Annotated in this window: 14 protein-coding genes; 4 read left to right on the plus strand and 10 right to left on the minus strand. The window is 55.9% G+C overall.

The annotated features are described in order from the left end of the window. Window positions 1-2: 2 nt before the first annotated feature. Entirely contained in the window at window positions 3-1,454 is a 1,452-nt protein-coding gene (gene pepD, locus CJ260_RS06075) for a beta-Ala-His dipeptidase (protein ID WP_095629564.1), read from the minus strand. A 264-nt stretch (window positions 1,455-1,718) separates the two neighbouring features. On the opposite strand from pepD, the gene CJ260_RS06080 reads away from it, so the two are divergent. Next, window positions 1,719-3,806, plus strand: coding sequence for an OPT family oligopeptide transporter (locus tag CJ260_RS06080; protein ID WP_095629565.1), 2,088 nt, complete (start codon window positions 1,719-1,721; stop codon window positions 3,804-3,806). A 147-nt stretch (window positions 3,807-3,953) separates the two neighbouring features. Here CJ260_RS06080 and CJ260_RS06085 read toward each other — a convergent pair whose 3' ends face one another. Further along, window positions 3,954-4,544 carry a phosphatase PAP2 family protein gene (locus CJ260_RS06085; protein WP_087478648.1) on the minus strand — a complete coding sequence of 197 codons (591 nt, stop codon included), beginning with the start codon at window positions 4,542-4,544 and terminating at the stop codon, window positions 3,954-3,956. 162 nt (window positions 4,545-4,706) lie between these two features. Between CJ260_RS06085 and CJ260_RS06090 the strand changes: the two genes are divergently transcribed. Together CJ260_RS06090 and CJ260_RS06095 are read left to right on the plus strand one after the other, a co-directional pair. Continuing rightward, a complete protein-coding gene (locus tag CJ260_RS06090) occupies window positions 4,707-6,020 on the plus strand; it encodes a Na+/H+ antiporter NhaC family protein (protein WP_095629566.1) in 1,314 nt (437 codons plus the stop codon). A gap of 77 nt (window positions 6,021-6,097) precedes the next feature. Then, window positions 6,098-6,496, plus strand: a complete 399-nt coding sequence (locus CJ260_RS06095) for a YbaN family protein (RefSeq protein WP_095629567.1) — start codon at window positions 6,098-6,100, stop codon at window positions 6,494-6,496. Between the two features lie 2 nt (window positions 6,497-6,498). On the opposite strand, the gene CJ260_RS06100 is transcribed toward CJ260_RS06095, so the two are convergent. The 6 genes from CJ260_RS06100 to CJ260_RS06125 form a co-directional block, all read right to left on the minus strand. Continuing rightward, window positions 6,499-7,272 (minus strand): SDR family oxidoreductase, encoded by a 774-nt coding sequence (locus tag CJ260_RS06100; RefSeq protein ID WP_095629568.1) that lies wholly within the window; start codon window positions 7,270-7,272, stop codon window positions 6,499-6,501. Window positions 7,273-7,395: 123 nt separating this feature from the next. After that, window positions 7,396-8,232 (minus strand): Cof-type HAD-IIB family hydrolase, encoded by an 837-nt coding sequence (locus CJ260_RS06105; RefSeq protein ID WP_095629569.1) that lies wholly within the window; start codon window positions 8,230-8,232, stop codon window positions 7,396-7,398. Window position 8,233: 1 nt separating this feature from the next. After that, window positions 8,234-9,553, minus strand: a complete 1,320-nt coding sequence (locus tag CJ260_RS06110) for a D-serine ammonia-lyase (protein ID WP_087478654.1) — start codon at window positions 9,551-9,553, stop codon at window positions 8,234-8,236. Window positions 9,554-9,558: 5 nt separating this feature from the next. Next, window positions 9,559-10,920: a sodium:alanine symporter family protein gene (locus CJ260_RS06115; RefSeq protein ID WP_095629570.1), complete on the minus strand. Its 1,362-nt coding sequence runs from the start codon at window positions 10,918-10,920 to the stop codon at window positions 9,559-9,561. An 11-nt stretch (window positions 10,921-10,931) separates the two neighbouring features. After that, window positions 10,932-12,254, minus strand: a complete 1,323-nt coding sequence (locus CJ260_RS06120; protein WP_095629571.1) for an alkaline phosphatase family protein — start codon at window positions 12,252-12,254, stop codon at window positions 10,932-10,934. A 3-nt stretch (window positions 12,255-12,257) separates the two neighbouring features. Next, on the minus strand, window positions 12,258-13,046 hold the full coding sequence (locus CJ260_RS06125) for a DeoR/GlpR family DNA-binding transcription regulator (protein WP_095629572.1): 789 nt from the start codon (window positions 13,044-13,046) through the stop codon (window positions 12,258-12,260). Window positions 13,047-13,272: 226 nt separating this feature from the next. Here CJ260_RS06125 and CJ260_RS06130 point away from each other — a divergent pair, with 226 nt between their 5' ends. After that, window positions 13,273-14,556, plus strand: a complete 1,284-nt coding sequence (locus CJ260_RS06130; RefSeq protein WP_198947409.1) for an MFS transporter — start codon at window positions 13,273-13,275, stop codon at window positions 14,554-14,556. A 77-nt stretch (window positions 14,557-14,633) separates the two neighbouring features. Here CJ260_RS06130 and rpoN read toward each other — a convergent pair whose 3' ends face one another. Together rpoN and CJ260_RS06140 are read right to left on the minus strand one after the other, a co-directional pair. Next, window positions 14,634-15,917 (minus strand): RNA polymerase factor sigma-54, encoded by a 1,284-nt coding sequence (gene rpoN / locus CJ260_RS06135; RefSeq protein WP_095629573.1) that lies wholly within the window; start codon window positions 15,915-15,917, stop codon window positions 14,634-14,636. Window positions 15,918-15,967: 50 nt separating this feature from the next. Beyond that, window positions 15,968-17,557 carry a bifunctional UDP-sugar hydrolase/5'-nucleotidase gene (locus tag CJ260_RS06140; RefSeq protein WP_095629574.1) on the minus strand — a complete coding sequence of 530 codons (1,590 nt, stop codon included), beginning with the start codon at window positions 17,555-17,557 and terminating at the stop codon, window positions 15,968-15,970. Between the last annotated feature and the right edge of the window lie 67 nt (window positions 17,558-17,624).

Here is a 17,624-nt window from a genome sequence, read left to right on the forward strand (position 1 = left end):
GTTTATTTCAATTTCGGCAGCGTACCGGCGATGATGCGGACCAATAAGGCTACCGTATCGAGCTCGAGCGATTCGTCGGCACTGTGGATGGCGTGCGTCGTCGGGCCGACCGATACGATATCGAGATTGGGATTCATGGCGTAGAAATAGCCTGTTTCCAAGCCGCCGTGCATCGCTTCCACCCGGGGAGCATGGCCTGCTTCAGCCGTATATACTTCCGAAATGATGGGCAGAAGCTGGCTGCGGGGATTTTCCGTCCATGCCGGTTCAGGCGAGGCGATGTCGACGGTGCAGCCCGTCAGCTCGCCGTATACGGGCAGTACCTGCATGAACTCGCGCAGGCGGGCGTCGGAGGACGAACGGGGGAAATACTGAATGGCAACGCGTTCTTCTTCCGTCCGAATCGTGCCGACGTTGGCTGATAAGTCCGGCAGCTTGGGCAAGGTCTGGTTCATGGCAAACACGCCGCAGTGAAGGATTAGGAGCAGCTGTACGACGGCCTTGGCGTCGTCGGCAGCCAATACCGTTTCCGGCATGGGACGGTCTTCCATGACGATGGCCGCCGTCTTTTCTACTTCGCCGTACACCAAATCCAGTTCCGCCTTCGCTTCGTCCAGCACTGCCTGGACGGCCGCCGTATCGGCATCCGGAAGGACGAGAAGGGCTTCTGCCGACGACGGGATAGCGTTTGCCGCTACGCCGCCGTCGATGGATGCCAATTCATAGGCGATACCGGCGTCGGTCAAACGGCGCAGCGTATGAGCCAGCGCCTTGATGGCGTTGCTCTTGCCGGCGTTGATCGTTTCGCCCGAATGGCCGCCGACAAAGTCCTTGGTCATGACGGCGACGGCTTTCGCTCCCTGAGGCTGACGCCGCGTCAAGGTGCGGTAAAAATGCGTATGGACGCTGCCGGCAGAGCCGACGCACAAAACGTCGATGTATTCAGAGTCGCAGTTGAGGACGTATTTGGCGTCCTGCACATATTTCGGGTCTAAGTGCGTCGCGCCGGTCATGCCCGTTTCTTCGTCGACTGTGAAGATGAGGCGCAGCGGGCCGTGCTGCACGTCGGGCTGCTGAATCAGGTACAGCGCGACGGCCACGGCAATGCCGTCGTCGGCGCCTAAGCTCGTGCCGTCGGCGCGCAGGATGTTGCCTTCGCGGACCAGCTTGATTTCACTAGTCAAGGGGTCGTAGTCCACGCCGGGTTTGGCCACGCAGACCATATCCATGTGTCCTTGTACAATGGTCAATGCCAGGTCTTCACAGCCCTGCGTGGCCGGTACGTCGGCGATGACATTGTACACCTCGTCCTGTACGACTTGGGTAATGCCCAGCTCTCCCAAGCGCTTTACGATGTAGTCGCTGACTATTTTTTCATGGCGCGACGGCCGGGGGCATTTGGCAAGGCCGGCAAACTCCTTCAGCACGCCTTCGATAATTTCGTTATCTTTCATCACGTAGTTCCTCCTTTTATCGTCTCATAGAGCACGCAAATTCATTACTTTTTATTATACCACGTATGCGCAAGATTTTCGTCTGCTTTATCGTTTTACGTTGTATAAAAATCATTGAAAACCGTCTATTTATTCTTATATGCAGCCAACCGTTCCCCTGCCGGGCCGATGTGACGAATCTATAAAAATCTAGTATACTGTATGTGAAGAATTGTCATAATATATGGTCAAATCTATCTATACTTTTCGAAGGAGGTTTCCATCATGGATTCAAAACCAAACATGACGGTAAACTACCCCAACCTGCCTGAATTGACCGTCCGCGGCATGCTCCTCGGCGCGCTGATTACGGTTATCTTCACGGCGTCCAACGTCTATCTGGGGTTGAAGGTCGGCCTGACGTTCTCGTCGTCCATTCCGGCTGCCGTCATTTCCATGGCAATCCTGCGCATGTTCCAGCATTCCAATATCCTGGAAAACAACATGGTCCAGACGCAGGCTTCCGCTGCCGGCACCTTGTCGGCCATCATCTTCATCCTGCCGGGTCTGCTCATGCTCGGCTACTGGCAGGGCTTCCCCTTCTGGGAAACGCTGCTCCTGTGCGCCTGCGGCGGTTCCTTAGGCGTACTGTTTACCATTCCGTTGCGGCGGGCGATGGTCGTCAACAGCGACCTGCCCTATCCGGAAGGCCGGGCCGCCGCTGAAATCCTGAAGGTCGGCAGCGACATCCGCCAGGCCGAAGCAGCTCACGAAGATACGAGCAAGAAGGAAACGGGCATGAAGGATATCGTGTCCGGCACGGCGCTGGCCGGCTTGTTCAGCCTCTGCGCCAACGGCTTCCACATCCTGTCGTCCGAATTCAGCTATTGGATCGCCCTCGGCAAGACGGCGACGACACAGCTGCCCCTGGGCTTTTCCATGGCCCTTCTCGGCGCGGGCTACCTCATCGGCATTGCCAGCGGCATCGCCATCTTAGTCGGCACGCTCCTGGCATGGGTCGTCTTCGTCCCCTATCTGACCAGCGTCATCACGCCGGCTGAAGGCCAGGCTGCAGCCGACTTCGCCAGCCAGATCTGGGCTCAGAAGGTCCGCTTCATCGGCGCCGGCTGCATCGGCATTGCCGCCGTATGGACCCTGATCCGCCTGGCAAAACCGGTTATCGACGGCATTAAGATGTCCATCAGCGCGATTCGCGATAACGATACGGCAGAAAAGAAGGCCCTTCATCACACGGATATCGACATGACGCCGAAATCCATCGCCATCGTCTTCATCGCCATCCTCGTCGGCCTGTTCATCACGTTCTACTCCTTCGTAGGCGCTGCAGGCCTTCCCATGTCCGTCACGATTACCTACATCGTCGTCGGCATTATCGTCGCCGTCCTCATGGGCTTCTTCGTCGCCGCTGCCTGCGGCTACATGGCCGGCTTAATCGGCACCTCAGCCAGCCCGATTTCCGGCATCGGCATTTTGGGCATCATCGTATCGTCCCTCGTCGTCTTCGCCCTGAGCACGTCCTTCGGCGTCTTTGAAACAGCAGAAGGCACGAAATTCGCTACAGCCCTGGCGATCTTCATCACCAGCGTCATCGTCAGCATCGCTGCGATTTCCAACGACAACCTGCAGGACCTCAAGACAGGCTATATCGTAGGCGCTACGCCGTGGAAACAGCAGGTAGCCCTCATCCTGGGCTCGATCATCGGCGCCATCGCCATCGCTCCCGTACTGAACCTGCTCTATCAGGCCTACGGCTTCACCGGCGCCCTGCCCCGCGAAAGCATGGACCCGTCCCAGGCCTTATCGGCTCCGCAGGCAACCCTCATGACGACCATCGCCCAGGGGATTTTCAGTTCCAGCCTCGACTGGGATTACATCCTCTTAGGTATCGGCGTCGGCATCGTCGTCATCATCATCGACCTCTTGCTGACGAAAAACACGAAAGCCCTGGCCCTGCCGCCGCTGGCCGTAGGCATGGGCATCTACCTGCCGCCGACCTTGGAAATCCCCTTGGTCATCGGCTCGGTTATCGGCTACTTCGTACATAAGCACCTCAAGGCCAGAGCGGCGCTCCGCAGCCCGGGCCATGAAGAAGAAGACGTAGAAGCCTGCAGCCACCGCGGCGTACTCTTCGCGTCGGGCCTCATCGTCGGCGAAAGCCTTATGGGCGTCATCATCGCCCTGCTCATCGTCGTTTCCGTCACCTCCGGCGGCAGCGAAAACCCCTTGGCCCTCGTCGGCAAAGACTTCAAGAGCACGGCTGATATCCTCGGCCTCGTATGCTTCATCGGCGCCATCGCCTTGTTCGTCGGTCATATCCTTTCTACGAAGTTCACACCGGAAAAGAAAGATTAAAATTAGATTAGGCGAAAATTAAAATTAGATTAAAAAAGAAATCCCGTTCCAGCCATGCCTTGTCATGGGGGAACGGGATTTTTGCATAAAAATTTTCTTTTCTGACTGTCCGGCAGCGCAGCCATATCGCTGAAATTCGGCCGTCCGTTACCATCTTCTGCGCCAGGCGGCCATCGCCCCGGCGAGGCCGTCGTACAGCCAGAGAACGTACGTCGCCGCCTCCTTAGCGGCGGCGCTGCGCCGAATAGCCCAGGCGCTGACCGCACCAATGGCAAAACCGCCTACCACGTCGCTGACATAATGAAGGCGGCAGACGACGCGCGAAGCGCCTAATACGACGCTGCCGGCTAAAAAGGGAAAGCCCATCCAGTTCTTTCGGCTCAATAACATGAGGGCTACGGCCATGGAATTCATAGCGTGATTGCTCGGAAAGGACGCGTTTTCCTTATGAGGAATGAGGGAAGATATCCCTCTATGGCGGACAAAGGGACGGGGACGGCTCCAAATGCGCCCGATGACAAACGATGCGGCCGAGCCCAGCCCTACGGAAAACAGGCAGTACAACAAAGTCCGGCGGCGGTACAGGGTGCCGGCCATGCGGCCGGGCCGGAACCACTCGACAAGGCCGTACAAAACGTAGGCCAAGTAGCCGAAGCGGGCAATCCAGGCAAAGGCCATCAGCACAGCCCGGCGATATACGAGCAGCCTGCCAAGGCAGAGAAATATAAAGCGAATCATGGCGCGTCCCCCTTATCGAATCGTCGTTACAGCCTCAGTATATCAAAAATACAAATGTATGCCTAGATTCATCATAAAAGATACGGCGCGGCGAAACGTTGCCATACACTACAAAGAAGATTACACTATAACCAAGACTTACGACAAAGGAGGTTCCCATCGATGGAACTATGGATATTAGCCGCCTTTTCCGCCGCTCTCATCGCCTGCCTGGCGTCAGGGAAATCGTTGATTCTCGCCTTGCTGGCAGGCTTCCTCTTGTTTTTCAGCTACGGCGTAAAAACGGGACATCCCTTTTCAGAAATGGCCCGTCTGGCTGTCTCAGGCGTCAAAACGGCCAAAAACGTCATCGTCACCTTGATTCTCGTCGGCATGCTGACGGCGGCCTGGCGCGTCAGCGGCACTATCCCATATATCGTGTACCATGCGTCCCAATGGTGCGACGGCAGCGCCGTCCTCCTGGCGTCGTTTCTGCTGTGCGCCCTCGTATCGGCCCTGACCGGCACGTCCTTCGGCACGGCGGCGACTATCGGCGTCATCTGCATGACCATCGCCAACAGCATGAATATCCCGCCCATGTATTCCGGCGGAGCCATCATGGCCGGCGCCTATTTCGGCGACCGCTGCTCCCCCATGTCGACGAGCGCCCTCCTCGTCGCCGCCATTACGAAGACCGATATCTTTACGAACTGCCGTCTCATGGTCAAGACAGCTATGATCCCGTTCGTCCTGACCTGCGCCGTTTATGCCGCTATGGGCCTGCTGTTTCAAGACGGCAGCGCCCATCACGACGCAGCCGGGCTCTTTCGTCAGGCCTTTACCCTGTCGTGGATTACCCTCATACCGGCTGCCCTGGTCATCATCTTATCAGCCCGGCGCATCGACGTGAAGATTATCATGGTCATCAGTACAGCGGCAGCCGCAGCTATTGCCGTAGGCACACAGCAAATGAATCCCCTCGAAGTCCTGAGGGTCTGCCTGTTGGGATTTCATCCCGCCAATCCGGCCCTGGCCCGCTTGGCGTCTGGCGGCGGAGCTGTTTCCATGACCGATGTCGTCGCCATTATATGCATTTCATCCAGTTACGCCGGCATGTTTTCCGGCACGGGATTTCTCCGTGGCATCCAAGGGCATATGGCCGCCCTGAGCCGACGCGCGACGCCTTTCGGAGCCGTCATTGCGACATCCGTCGCAACCTCTATGGTCTCCTGCAACCAGACCTTAGCTACCATGCTGACACACCAGCTTTGCCAGTCTGTCGAACCCGATCCGCAGCGCTTAGCTATTCACCTGGAAAACACGGTCATCGTCATTTCCGCCCTCGTCCCCTGGTCTATCGCCTGCTCGGCCTTTCTGGCGATTATCGACGCGCCCCTGGCCTCAGTGCCCCTGGCTTGTTACTTATATTTCATCCCCCTTTGGAACTTCCTAACCAGCCGCCCGAAGCAACACCGCCCCCAGTCCAATAGATTATGATTCTCTCTTGACGGCATACGCATCTTTCGATATGATAAAATTGATTTTTATTATCTGTTGAATGGGGTGATTTTCTCATGCCGTCATTTCGTGCCGCTCCTTGGCACCGCATCTTTCAAGCCTGCTGGCTAGCCTTAGGCTTCGCGTCTCTGGCGTTAGGAACTATTGGGATATTCCTTCCTATTTTGCCGACGGTTCCCTTTTATATGCTGACGCTCTTTTGTTTTGCCAAAGGGTCAGCTCGTCTGCATCACTGGTTTCAGCAATCGGATTTATACCAAAAACATCTGGCAGATTTCCTAGAAAAGAAGTCCATGCCATTAAAAACAAAGGCTGTAATCATGAGTACTGTTACCATTATGATGGCTTTCGCCGTATGGATCATGGACGCTTCATGGCCAGCCAGTCTTGTCGTCGCTATAATTTGGTGCATACATGTATTATATTTTCTCTTCGCCATAAAAACAGAACGCTGAAATCACCCAAACAAGATACGGCTTATCTTCATGACGAGGGCCGACGGCAGCAGCTTCGCGCCGACGCGAATCAGACTGGCAACCCAGCCCGGCGTCGACACGACCTTTCCTTTTTGTAAATCATCCCAGGCGGTCTTCGCTACAAAGGCCGTCGACGACGCAAAGGGAAAGCGTCTGAAATAAGGCTGATCTTCCCCTTGTCTGGCAACGGCGATAAATTCCGTATCTCTAATCCAGTAGGGGCATACGACTGTAACGCCGACGCGCCGCGGCGCAAGTTCGACAGACAACGCCCGGCCGTAGCGATACAAAAAGGCCTTGGTCCCGGCGTATACGTTCAGATACGGAATCGGCAGAAAGGCCGCGACAGAGCAGATGAAAGCCACGCGGCTTCCTGCGGCCATATACGGCAAGCAGACTTCAGTCAGCGTCACGGCCGCCGTATCGTTGACTCCTATCATCTGCCGCAATTCAGATAAGGGAATGCTGCCGGCCGCACCGATCTTTCCAAACCCGGCGGCATATATGTAATAGGCGACGACGGGGTTCTCTTTTTCCAGAGCCGACCGAAAGGCCCCTATCGTCATCTCGTCGCTGATGTCTCCGGCAATGATCCGCATCGGCGTTTTTATCCCTTGGCGAAGAGCTTCCAAGCGTTCGGCACGCCGGCTGTTTACCCATATTTCATCGACGCCGCTCCGATCAAGATATGCCGCCAGTTCCCGTCCTAATCCGCTGGACGCGCCCGTTATAATGGCAATGTGCTTCTGTCTCATGTCTTCTGCCTCCCGCTGCTGTGATATGTATATTGTAGCGTGCAGGCGCTGTCTCTTCAATCGATTTCTCCCAATAAAAATCCCCCTCCCAACTGCGTTTTCGCTCTGGGAAGGGGGATTTTATTATGCCGGCAATACGGAGGGGAAAAACTGGCGGACGACTTCTACAATGCCGCGCTCGTCGTTGGAACGGCAGGTGACGTAATCGGCAAATTCCTTGACGGCCTGCGGCGCGTTGGCCATGGCCACGCCGACTCCGGCATACCGCAGCATACCGATGTCGTTGTAGCTGTCCCCGCAGCACACGACCTGAGACGGCGAGATATCCAAATGACAGAACAGCTTTTTAAGGCCCAGCGATTTGTCGACGCGGCACGGTGTCACTTCCAGACAGGACGGTTCCGAATGGAATACTTCCGCCTTGCCGAGGTACAATTTCGACAGCAGCGGGTTAAGGGCCTGGAGCTGTTCCGGCTTTCCTGTAAGCAGGCACTGGTAAATCGTCTTGGGAGCGTGCTTTAGAAAATCCTCGTGAAGGACGATAGGCATATGGCTCCACGACGACTCAGCCCGGACATAGGGGTCCGGCTCAGACGCCGTAATGATTTTCCCCTTGCCGTACGTCATGATGCCCAAGCCGTAGCAGCGGGCGTCATACCACAAGGAGCGCAGCGTTTCCTTCGACAGATATTGCTCGTACAAACAGCGCTTCGTCTTGTACTCTATGACCTTCGAACCATTAAAAGCCACGATATATCCGCCGAACTGCTGCAGACGCAGTTGTCTGGCAATGGGATATACGCCTTCAGGCGGCCGGCCCGACGCCAGGATAAGGCGGATGCCCTGCTTCTGTAATTGAAGCAGGGCATCTTTCGTATCTGGGTCTACGCATTTTTGCGATGTCACCGTCGTCCCGTCTATATCCAGAACGAGGACGTTCGGTACTCCCGTTGCAGCCATGTTATATCCCCGTGTTGATATAGGCCTGGCGGACGTCTTCCGGCACCATGCTGCCGCCCGTCGCCCAAGCGATGTGCGTCGCCTGTCCCATAACGGCTTCGAGGCCGGCCTGACGGACATATTCCTGCAGCGAATCCGACTGAAGGAAGGCAGCAAAGGCAGCGCATGAGCTCGGCTCGATAAATACGCCTTCCGTATCGAGGAGTCCCCGCATCAAATCATACAGCGTCCCATCCTGAATCGTCGCAATGCCCGACAGCAGCGGCTCTACGACGCGGCCGACGAAGGCCGACGGTCTGCCGACAGCCAGTCCGTCAGCATCGGTTTTGCCGTCGATGCCGATATCTTCTACGGAAATGCCGTCGTGAAGCCCCGTCGCCATTCCCAGCATCATGCAGCAGGCATGAGTCGGTTCCGTAAAGAAGCAGTGAACGTTGTCGCCGTATACTTCTTTCAGGCCGTAGGTGACGCCGCCGGGAGCGCCGCCGATGCCGCAGGGAATATAGACGAACAAGGGATGCTCGGCATCTACAGGAATCTGCATCGCTTCCAGCTGCTTCTGGAGACGGCGGCCCGCCACGCTGTAGCCTAAGAACAAGTTCTTCGAGTTTTCATCGTCGACGAAGTAGCTCATGGGATCGGCATCGGAATTCTTCCGCCCCTGTTCTACGGCGGCGCAGTAGTTGTCTTCATATTCAATGACCGTAACGCCGCGGCTGCGGAGCAAATCTTTCTTCCACTGCTTCGCGTCGACGGACATGTGAACGATGACGCGGAAGCCCAGCTGAGCGCTCATGATGCCGATGCTCATACCTAAATTTCCTGTACTGCCGACCTGCACCGTATACTGACTGAAAAATTGACGAAATTCCGGTTCCGCCAATACGGCGTAGTTATCCGTTTCTTTCAGCTTGCCCGCTTCTATTGCCAGTTCTTCAGCGTGTTTCAGAACCTCGTAAATGCCGCCCCGGGCCTTGACCGATCCGGAAATAGGCAAATCACTGTCCATCTTGAGAAGCAGGTTTCCCTGAATGCCGGCTTCGTAGGAGCGGTTCAAAAAGTCTTTCATCTTCGGAATATCCCGAAGTTCCGATTCAATGATGCCGCCGCTGGCCTTGAGCTCGGGAAATACCGTTTCCAAATAGGGAGCAAACCGTTGGAGGCGGGCTGCCGCATCCTGTATGTCTTCAGGCGACACAGCCGTAATATGCCAGTTTTTCTGTTCTTCCTTCTTCGGATTGATCCAGAAAACTTCTTCCAATTTGGCGGCTTTCGCTACAGCCGGCACCGTTTCTATATATTTCTTGACATCTGTGTTCATGTTGTTTATTCTCCTCTTTTTGCAATATACCCATTAGCCGGGTCTAAGAATTCCTTCGTAAGACGCCGAACTTCCGGCGACAAAAACAGCATCGCGACGATATTGGGAATAATGAGCAATCCCAGCGCAATATCCTGAATGGACCAGACCAACTGTATCGTTCCCAAGCTGCCGATGACGATGAGGACAGGAAAGGCATACCGATACAGGGAATCCCATGATTCTTTCTTCAAAAACGTAAGACTGACATGGCCGAAATACCACTGGTTCATGATAGACGTGCCGGCGAATAATATCAAGCTGAAATACATGATATACCGCATGCCGGGCACGACGGAATCAAAGGCTACAGCCGTCAGCGTCGCGGCGTTGTCGTGAAACTGTGCCGCGCCGGTCAGCAATACGACGATGCCCGTCGCGCTGCAGATTAAAAAGGTGTCGACAAATACTTCGATGATACCATAGAAGCCCTGCCGGACCGGATGGTCTACCTGTGCCGCCGAGTGAAGGACGGGAGCCGTGCCCTCACCAGCTTCGTTGGAATACAGACCCCGGGCTACACCGTAGCGCATGGCTTCTTTCATCGTATAGCCCAGTACGCCGCCGGCTCCGGCATCCCAGGCAAAGGCGTGGGATACGATAGCTTGAAACATAGCCGGCACAGCGTCTAAATACACAATGAACACGACCAGGCCGCTCGCCAAATACAATCCGGCCATAAATGGCACGATGCGCTGCGCAATGTATATGAGCCGCTTAAATCCGCCGCTGATGATAAAGAACATCAGCGCAGCCACAAACAGGGCCGTCACACCGACAGGCAAATAAAAGGCCTCTTTCATGACCTGCGCAATCGTATTGGACTGGATCAGCGTTGCGCCGCAGTTTTGGATGAATAAGAACACGGCGACAGCTGCGCCGGCTTTGCGCCACCGCAAACCTTGGGAAATATAGTACATAGAGCCGCCCGTAATATTTCCCTGCCGGTCTTCGCCGTGATAGCGGACGCCCATGACAATTTCGCCGAACTTCGTAGCCATCCCCAGAAAGGCCGCCGCCCACATCCAAAACAACGCGCCGGGACCGCCGCACAGGATTGCCGTCGAAACGCCGACGATGTTGCCGCTGCCGACACAACTGGCAAGGGAGGCACACAGCGATTGGACGGACGTACAGCCCTTCTTTGCCGCGCCGTCCTTCTGGGAGGCGCGCAGAAACAGTCCCCGCCGGATATAGCAGAGAAACCGCATCTGAATACAGCCCGTCATGATCGTATAGACCAAGCCCAGGCCCAGCAAAGCGCACAGGAGCCAGTCTCCCCACAGCAAATCAGCAGCTTGCTTCACAAAGATTTCTATATCTGCCACGTTTATTCTCCTTATGCCAAGACGTTTCGGCCTTCCGCATCAGGAAGCTCGGCCCCCATCAGGGCCGCCAGCGTCGGCGCCACATCGATGAGGCGCATATCGTCGACGACGCCTCCTTCGACACCCTCGCCGGCCAGCAGGAAAGAAGCCCTCATTTCAGGAAATTCCTCATTATATCCATGCTGCGCCTTCTGTGTCAGTTCGGTACGGATAAACGCACCGTCTGCATCGTCCCGTATTTCGTATCCTTTATGAGAAATCAGCACGTAATCGGCGTCAGGGAACCCGCCGCGGGCCCGCGCTTCTTCACCGGTTAGGACAGTCATAATGGCATTCTGCCCGTCCCGCGCCAGCTCGCTCATCACGTCGTCCAATATTTGGCGCGACACATCGTCATCCTTATGGGCCAGACGGATTTCACAAATGCCGCCGGCTCGCTGGCTGTACGCCTTCCAATCGGTAACGCGGCCCGTATCGTCGCATTCGATCAGCCCGGCCTGGCGCAGCAATACGTTGGGATAGACCGTGTGGGTATTGTCCAGCGTGCCGTGGTCAGATACGACGCAGACGACGAGGCGGCCGCCCGTAACGGCTTCGGCCTCGTGGACCAGCATGCCGACCATGGCGTCGATCTTTTCCAGGCTGCGGGCCGCTTCCGCGCTGTATACGCCGAACTGATGGGCGCTTTCGTCGAAGCTGGCGAAATACGCCGTCAGGAAGAAGGGCTTTTCGGCCTGGCAGGGCCCCAGCTTGTTCCGCAGCAGCCATGCCGCCGCCTTATACCGCTGGGCGTCGCCGTCGTCGGACAAATCCAACCCGCCGGCGTAGCGGCCGATATCTGCTTCCATTTCGGCAATCAGGCCCTGCGGCTTCGACACGGCGTCGATAAAGGCGCTGTCCATTTCCGTGCCGTCCCACCAGAATTCCGGCGCGACGTAATCGCCCTTGGCGCCGACGGAGGTCGGAAAGGCCGCGCTGCCTACGACGTAGCCAGCCTGGTGGGCCGCTTCCCAAAGGGTCGTCACCCGCTTGTTGGCAAACCAGTGCCACGCGCCCTTATGGCGCGACGACGGGTCGAATACGGCGTTGTTGACGATGCCGTGAGTCACGGGGTTCGTTCCCGTAATCATGCTTTGGTGACACGGATAGGTAAAAGGCGGGAAGACGCTTTTCATGCCCTTCGGCGCGACGCGCCCGCCCTTCAGAAAATACGACGTAAGAAACGGAAGGGAAATGCCTAATCGTTCCTGTTCAAAGAGAAATTCCGGCTTTAAGGCGTCGACGGACACCAATAAAACGCTGGGCTTTCTAGTATGTTCTACATGTTCCTTCATCACTTATTCGCTCCTTTCCGGCGCTACGACGACGTGTACGCCGGCTTTTTCAAAACGCCGCCTCTGCTCGGCAGAAATACCGACGTCGGTAACCAGGGCGGCGATGCTTTCGATGCCGCACATGCGCACCAGGGAATTGACGCCCAGCTTCGAGCTGTCGACGATGGCGATCGTGCAGTCCGCCGCCTTCATCATCTTGGTCTGGACCGGGATTTCGTCCATTCGCTGATACGTAACGCCTGCTTCTACTGAAATGCCGCAGGTAGTCAAAAAGAAAATATCGACGTGGATTTTTGAAAATATCAGGCTGGCAAAATCAGATAAAAAAGCCTCTTCATCTTCTTTATATACGCCGCCCGTCACGATGAGCTCTATGCCCGACGCGCCGGCCAGCTCGTTCGTAATGGCCAGGGAATTCGTCACGACGGTCAAAGACCGGAACCGGCCTTTCAGCTCCCTTGCCAGCAGCAGGGCCGTCGTCCCCGAATCCAGGGCCACGACCTGGCCGTCCTGAATCAGCTTCACCGCTTCCTTGGCGATATGTTCTTTATATACCACCTGGCTCTGTTTGCGCTCGTGAAACGATTCGTACGCCGACGGCGCGGCCCCTTTGGAAATCTTCATGGCGCCGCCGCGGATGCGCTTGAGCAGCCCCTTTTCTTCCAAGGTCATCAAGTCCCGCCGGACCGTTTCCCTCGTCGTCGACATCAGCTTGCACAAGGCGTTGTTTTTGACAATCGGCTCTTGTTCCAACAAATCCATTATGATCTTATATCGTTGTTCAGACAGCATATATATCTCTCCTTCTGTCCGCGTTCACCAAATCTGTTCTGATAGTATCTTAACACGTTTTGCCACAATTTGCAACAGCTTGTCTTTTTGTTTTGCCAAATATTTGCATATTTTGACTTGACATTACACATTTTTACACATATACTAAAGGTGTCAAATCTGTTCGACACGACAACGACCTTTTTAAGATTATCTATACTTACTTGATACGGAGAGTGATTCAGAAATGGCTGAACAAGCGGCAATGCGCCCGAAGAAAGCAGGCTTAGACAAAAAATGGATATCCTTCGGCACTCTGGTGCTGGGGGCCGGCACGATTTACAAGCTCGGTTTCTTAAAAGACGCCTTTTACGTACCGATGCAGGACTTCATGGGATTATCCCACACGCAGATCGGCGCAGCGATGAGCGTCGCCGGCTTAATTTCCACCTTCGGCTTCCTGGCCTCTATCTACCTGACCGACCGGGTGTCGAAAAAGATAATGATTCCCTTGGCATTACTTGGCATTTGCCTTTGCGGCGTGTGGCTTTCCACCTTCCCGTCGTACACGTCCTTCCTGCTCATTTACTGTCTGCTGGCAGTCTGCGCCGACATGCTCTACTGGCCGACGATGCTTAAAACGGTCCGCCTGCTGGGGACCCGCGAAGAGCAGGGCCGCATGTTCGGCATCATGGAAGCCGGCCGCGGCCTCGTAGACACGCTGATCGCCTTCTGCGCCTTAGGGATTTTCTCCGCCCTGGGAAGCACGGCCGAAGGGCTGCGCGCGGCAATCCTGTTTTATGCCGCCGTCCCCGGCGTCATCGGCGTCGTCATGTACTTCTTATTAGAGCCCGACGCCAAACAAGACACGACGGCGCAAAGCGAATCGGTCAGCAAAAACCAGCAGGCATGGAAAGGCGCCGTACAGGCGTTAAAAAACAAAAATATCTGGCTCGTATCGTGCAATATCTTCCTGGTCTACAGCGTATATTGTGGTATTACGTACTTTATCCCCTTCCTGAATGAAGCCTATGCCCTTCCGGCAGCTCTCGTCGGCGTATACGGCATCATCAACCAATACGGCCTGAAAATGGTCGGTGGCCCCATCGGCGGTCTGATCTCCGACAAAGTCCTTCATTCCCCGACGAAATACCTGCGGGTCGGCTTCCTCGTTACAGGCGTCATCCTCGCCGCCTTCGCCTATCTCCCCCACGAAGCCCTCGGCATCTGGGCCGGCATCGTCATTTCCCTGGTCATCAGCGCCTGCGTCTACAGCATGCGCGCCGTCTTCTTCGCCCCGATGGACGAAGTCAACGTCCCCCGCGAAATCACCGGCTCGGCCATGTCCATGGCGTCCTTCGTCGGCTACCTTCCCGGCGCGTTCATGTACGCCGTATACGGCTCTATTCTGGACTCTCACGCAGGCATCGCCGGCTACCAAATCGTCTTTACGGTAATGGCCATCTTCGCCTTGCTGGGTATCCTCCTGAGCACGTATATTGTCAAACGCATCCATCCCATTACAAAATAATCGATATATGACAAAACAGCTGCCGCATATCAAATACGATGATATGCGGCAGCTGTTTTTTACATGCATGGCGAAGATTATTCCTTCATTCTCCTTCGCATGCGGCTGTTGGGGATATTCATTTTAAATCGAAATTTCGTAATCGTCCGCCGTGCCACGTGCACGGACTGCTGGCTGAAGTAATCGGCTAAATCCTGATCAGACCAGGGACGCCGACAGTCTTCTTCCGCAATAAGCCGCGCCATTTTCTCCATGATAGCCTTGTCGGAAATACTGCCGTCCCGCTCCCTGTCACAGCGGTAATGGTGGGCCAAAAAGGACTGTATCGGATATATGCGGCCGCGGAACAAGGCGTAGCGGTCGCGGCAGACGCGGCTCACCGTCGCCGCGCTGAGTCCTGTCGCAGCGGCGATGTCCTTCTGCGTCAGAGGGCGCAGGCTGCCGCCATGGAGGAAATGTTCGCCCTGTTCCTTTACTATATGCTCCACGACTGTAAAAATTGACTGACGGCGGTATGCCAGGGCTGTCTGTAAATCCAAAAACTGCCGCTTGGCCTTGCGGATAAAATCCTGCGTCGCCTTATCACCATCCTTACCATAAGCCGTATACAAATCGTCGCGGAAAAATACATCCGGCAGGTCTTCCAGAGACCGCACCGTCAGATGTCCCTCTTCATCGCAGAGGATTTCTATATCGGCCCGCACGAATTCCGTCCGCTCGTCGGCCGGCGCGGCCGGCTGCAGGGCCAGCTTCTTCAAAAAACGGCGGATTCGTCCCAGCCCTTCCGGCGACAAACCCATTTGTTCTTCCAGCCGCTTCCAATGGCCGCGGATGAAATCGTCGTAGTGATTCATCAGCAATTCCTCTGCCCCTGCCGGCGAGTCCTTCCGGCAGCGCGTCTGAATCAGCAGCGCTTCCTGTATTGTCCGTGCGCCGACACCCGGCGGGTCGAAGGTCTGAACTAAGCGCAGCCCCTCTTCCATGTCGGCGACAGACAGGCCGTAATCGACGCCGATATCTTCCAACGCGGCGGCGAAAAAGCCTTTCTCATCGAGGGACTGGATGACCAGCCCGGCGGCCAGCATCACCTTTTTGGAAACGGCCTGGACGCGGAGCTCCTTCATGAGCTTTTCCTCCAGTGAGTCGCCGCTGCTGCGGATATTGTCGATAGGCTTTTCCGCACCGCCGCCAGCTTTGGGCCGCACGTCGGGATAGCGAATATCCAGCAGGGGATTTTCCGTCACCTTTTCGTGAAGAAATTCCACCAAATCCTGTCCCCGCAGGGTCATCATCTGAATGGTCAGGCGCTGCATCTGCGATAATTTAATCTTTTGCTCTAACGTTAACGCGATTTTTGCCATACTCATCCCCTCGCATCAATACATGCTCTATAAGCGCGCGGCAAATCTGGTTAAGGCTGCAACTGCATCCGCCCCTGCGGTACGGCGTATTCCGTCCCGATCCGCCCCTGCAGCTCATCCTGAATGTAATTGACGACGGCTTCGGCGTCAGTATAGCCGACATACTTCGTTTCGGCCCTTCCCGGCTCGGCCAGGACGCCGTAGGCGTCGCCGCCGCGGCTGACGAATTCATACGTGGCAATCGTATATACCGCATCGGGAGAAAAATCCTTGCCGCCGACGCGGTGAATCGTCACACGCTGCCCGGGCTTTGCCGGCTTGTAGTATTTTCCATTTCCGTAGGCCCGCCCCTTCGCGAAGGGGATATCCGTACGGACCGTCATTTCGATGCCCGAAACCTGGGGGAAGGCCCCCGCCGGATAGGGAGCCGCCGCTGTCGACGCTTCCATGATTTCCAGCAAAGTTTCACCGGTCATGGTTACGACGCACACCTGGTTCCGGTAGGGCAGCACGCCTTGAACGGCACCCTGGGTCACTGCGCCAGCCGTGATAGATGCGCGCAGGCCGCCGCCGTTGACGATGGCTCCGTCGATATTCATCCCCTCTGCAGCCGTCGCCATGCGGGCCTGCCACAGGACGGCGTCGGCAATAAAGTCGCCTAAATTCGTCTCTTCCATCCGCACCTTAGGCCGGCTGCCGTCCAGCACGACCTCCGATGTGCCGATAGGTCTGGATAGTTCAGCCTGAACGTCCTCTGCCGCTGCGTCGACTAACGCTTTGACAGCCTCATTTTCTTTCTCAAAGACACCATAGGGAAGATTTTGTTCATGCCACTGCCCGCCTTCATAGGAAACGACGCCGATGTTGGCTAAATGGCTGCCTGCCGACGCCAGCAGCACCCCGTCGACACGGTAGTTTTTCACGCGATGGTCGTGGCCGTCGATAAAGAGGTCGATTCCCTGCACGTGGCGCAGGATGTCGTCAGATCGATGGCCCTCGCTGATCGGCTCGCTGCCCACATGCCCCAGAGCCACGATGAGATCGCAGCCAGCGCCGCGCAGATAATCCACGTTAGATTGCACGGCATCATACAAATCCTGTCCGTCTAAAAAGGTCAGGCCGTATACGTGTTTCGGATTCGTCGCCCCCGCTGTTTCCGGCGTCGTGATGCCGATGATGCCGACGGTTACGCCGCCTTTTTCAACGATCGTATAGGGCCGGACGAAGGTCTTTCCCGTCGCGTCGACGAGAATATTGCAGGAAAGAAAGGGAAAGTCCGCTTCCGCTGCCCGTTCGAGTGTCACGTCCTGTCCATAATCGAATTCGTGATTCCCCAAGGCCATGGCGTCGTAGCCGGCAGCATTCATAAAAGAAACAGCTGTCTTGCCTTGACTAAGATTGACTAAATTATGGTCTTGAATGGCATCGCCGGCGTCGACGAGAAGCACGTCCTTTCCTTTCGCTTCGTACTCCTGTTTCAGCGCCGCTACGGCTGCCATGCCGTACACGCCGTCTGCCTTCTGGTCGTAGCCGTGGGTGTCATTGGTATGGATGACGATAAGATTGGAAAAGTCCGCCGCCCCGATAGCCTGAAAGGCCGCTATCGTCAAGGCCAAGGCTAACCAAAGAAATTTTCTCATATATACGCTCCATTTCTCAAAATTTATCTTTATTATAGCATATATGCCGCCGTTCCCCTATAGCGGC

It is taken from the genome of Megasphaera sp. ASD88, assembly GCF_002287425.1.
GTDB lineage: Bacteria > Bacillota > Negativicutes > Veillonellales > Megasphaeraceae > Megasphaera > Megasphaera stantonii.

Coding starts and splice junctions, on each gene's coding strand:
- pepD (WP_095629564.1), bottom strand. CDS start 1,454: ATGAAAGATAACGAAATTATCGAAGGCGTGCTGAAGGAGTTTGCCGGC.
- CJ260_RS06080 (WP_095629565.1), top strand. CDS start 1,719: ATGGATTCAAAACCAAACATGACGGTAAACTACCCCAACCTGCCTGAA.
- CJ260_RS06125 (WP_095629572.1), bottom strand. CDS start 13,046: ATGCTGTCTGAACAACGATATAAGATCATAATGGATTTGTTGGAACAA.
- CJ260_RS06095 (WP_095629567.1), top strand. CDS start 6,098: ATGCCGTCATTTCGTGCCGCTCCTTGGCACCGCATCTTTCAAGCCTGC.
- CJ260_RS06100 (WP_095629568.1), bottom strand. CDS start 7,272: ATGAGACAGAAGCACATTGCCATTATAACGGGCGCGTCCAGCGGATTA.
- CJ260_RS06130 (WP_198947409.1), top strand. CDS start 13,273: ATGGCTGAACAAGCGGCAATGCGCCCGAAGAAAGCAGGCTTAGACAAA.
- CJ260_RS06140 (WP_095629574.1), bottom strand. CDS start 17,557: ATGAGAAAATTTCTTTGGTTAGCCTTGGCCTTGACGATAGCGGCCTTT.
- CJ260_RS06085 (WP_087478648.1), bottom strand. CDS start 4,544: ATGATTCGCTTTATATTTCTCTGCCTTGGCAGGCTGCTCGTATATCGC.
- CJ260_RS06090 (WP_095629566.1), top strand. CDS start 4,707: ATGGAACTATGGATATTAGCCGCCTTTTCCGCCGCTCTCATCGCCTGC.
- rpoN (WP_095629573.1), bottom strand. CDS start 15,917: ATGGCAAAAATCGCGTTAACGTTAGAGCAAAAGATTAAATTATCGCAG.
- CJ260_RS06110 (WP_087478654.1), bottom strand. CDS start 9,553: ATGAACACAGATGTCAAGAAATATATAGAAACGGTGCCGGCTGTAGCG.
- CJ260_RS06120 (WP_095629571.1), bottom strand. CDS start 12,254: ATGAAGGAACATGTAGAACATACTAGAAAGCCCAGCGTTTTATTGGTG.
- CJ260_RS06105 (WP_095629569.1), bottom strand. CDS start 8,232: ATGGCTGCAACGGGAGTACCGAACGTCCTCGTTCTGGATATAGACGGG.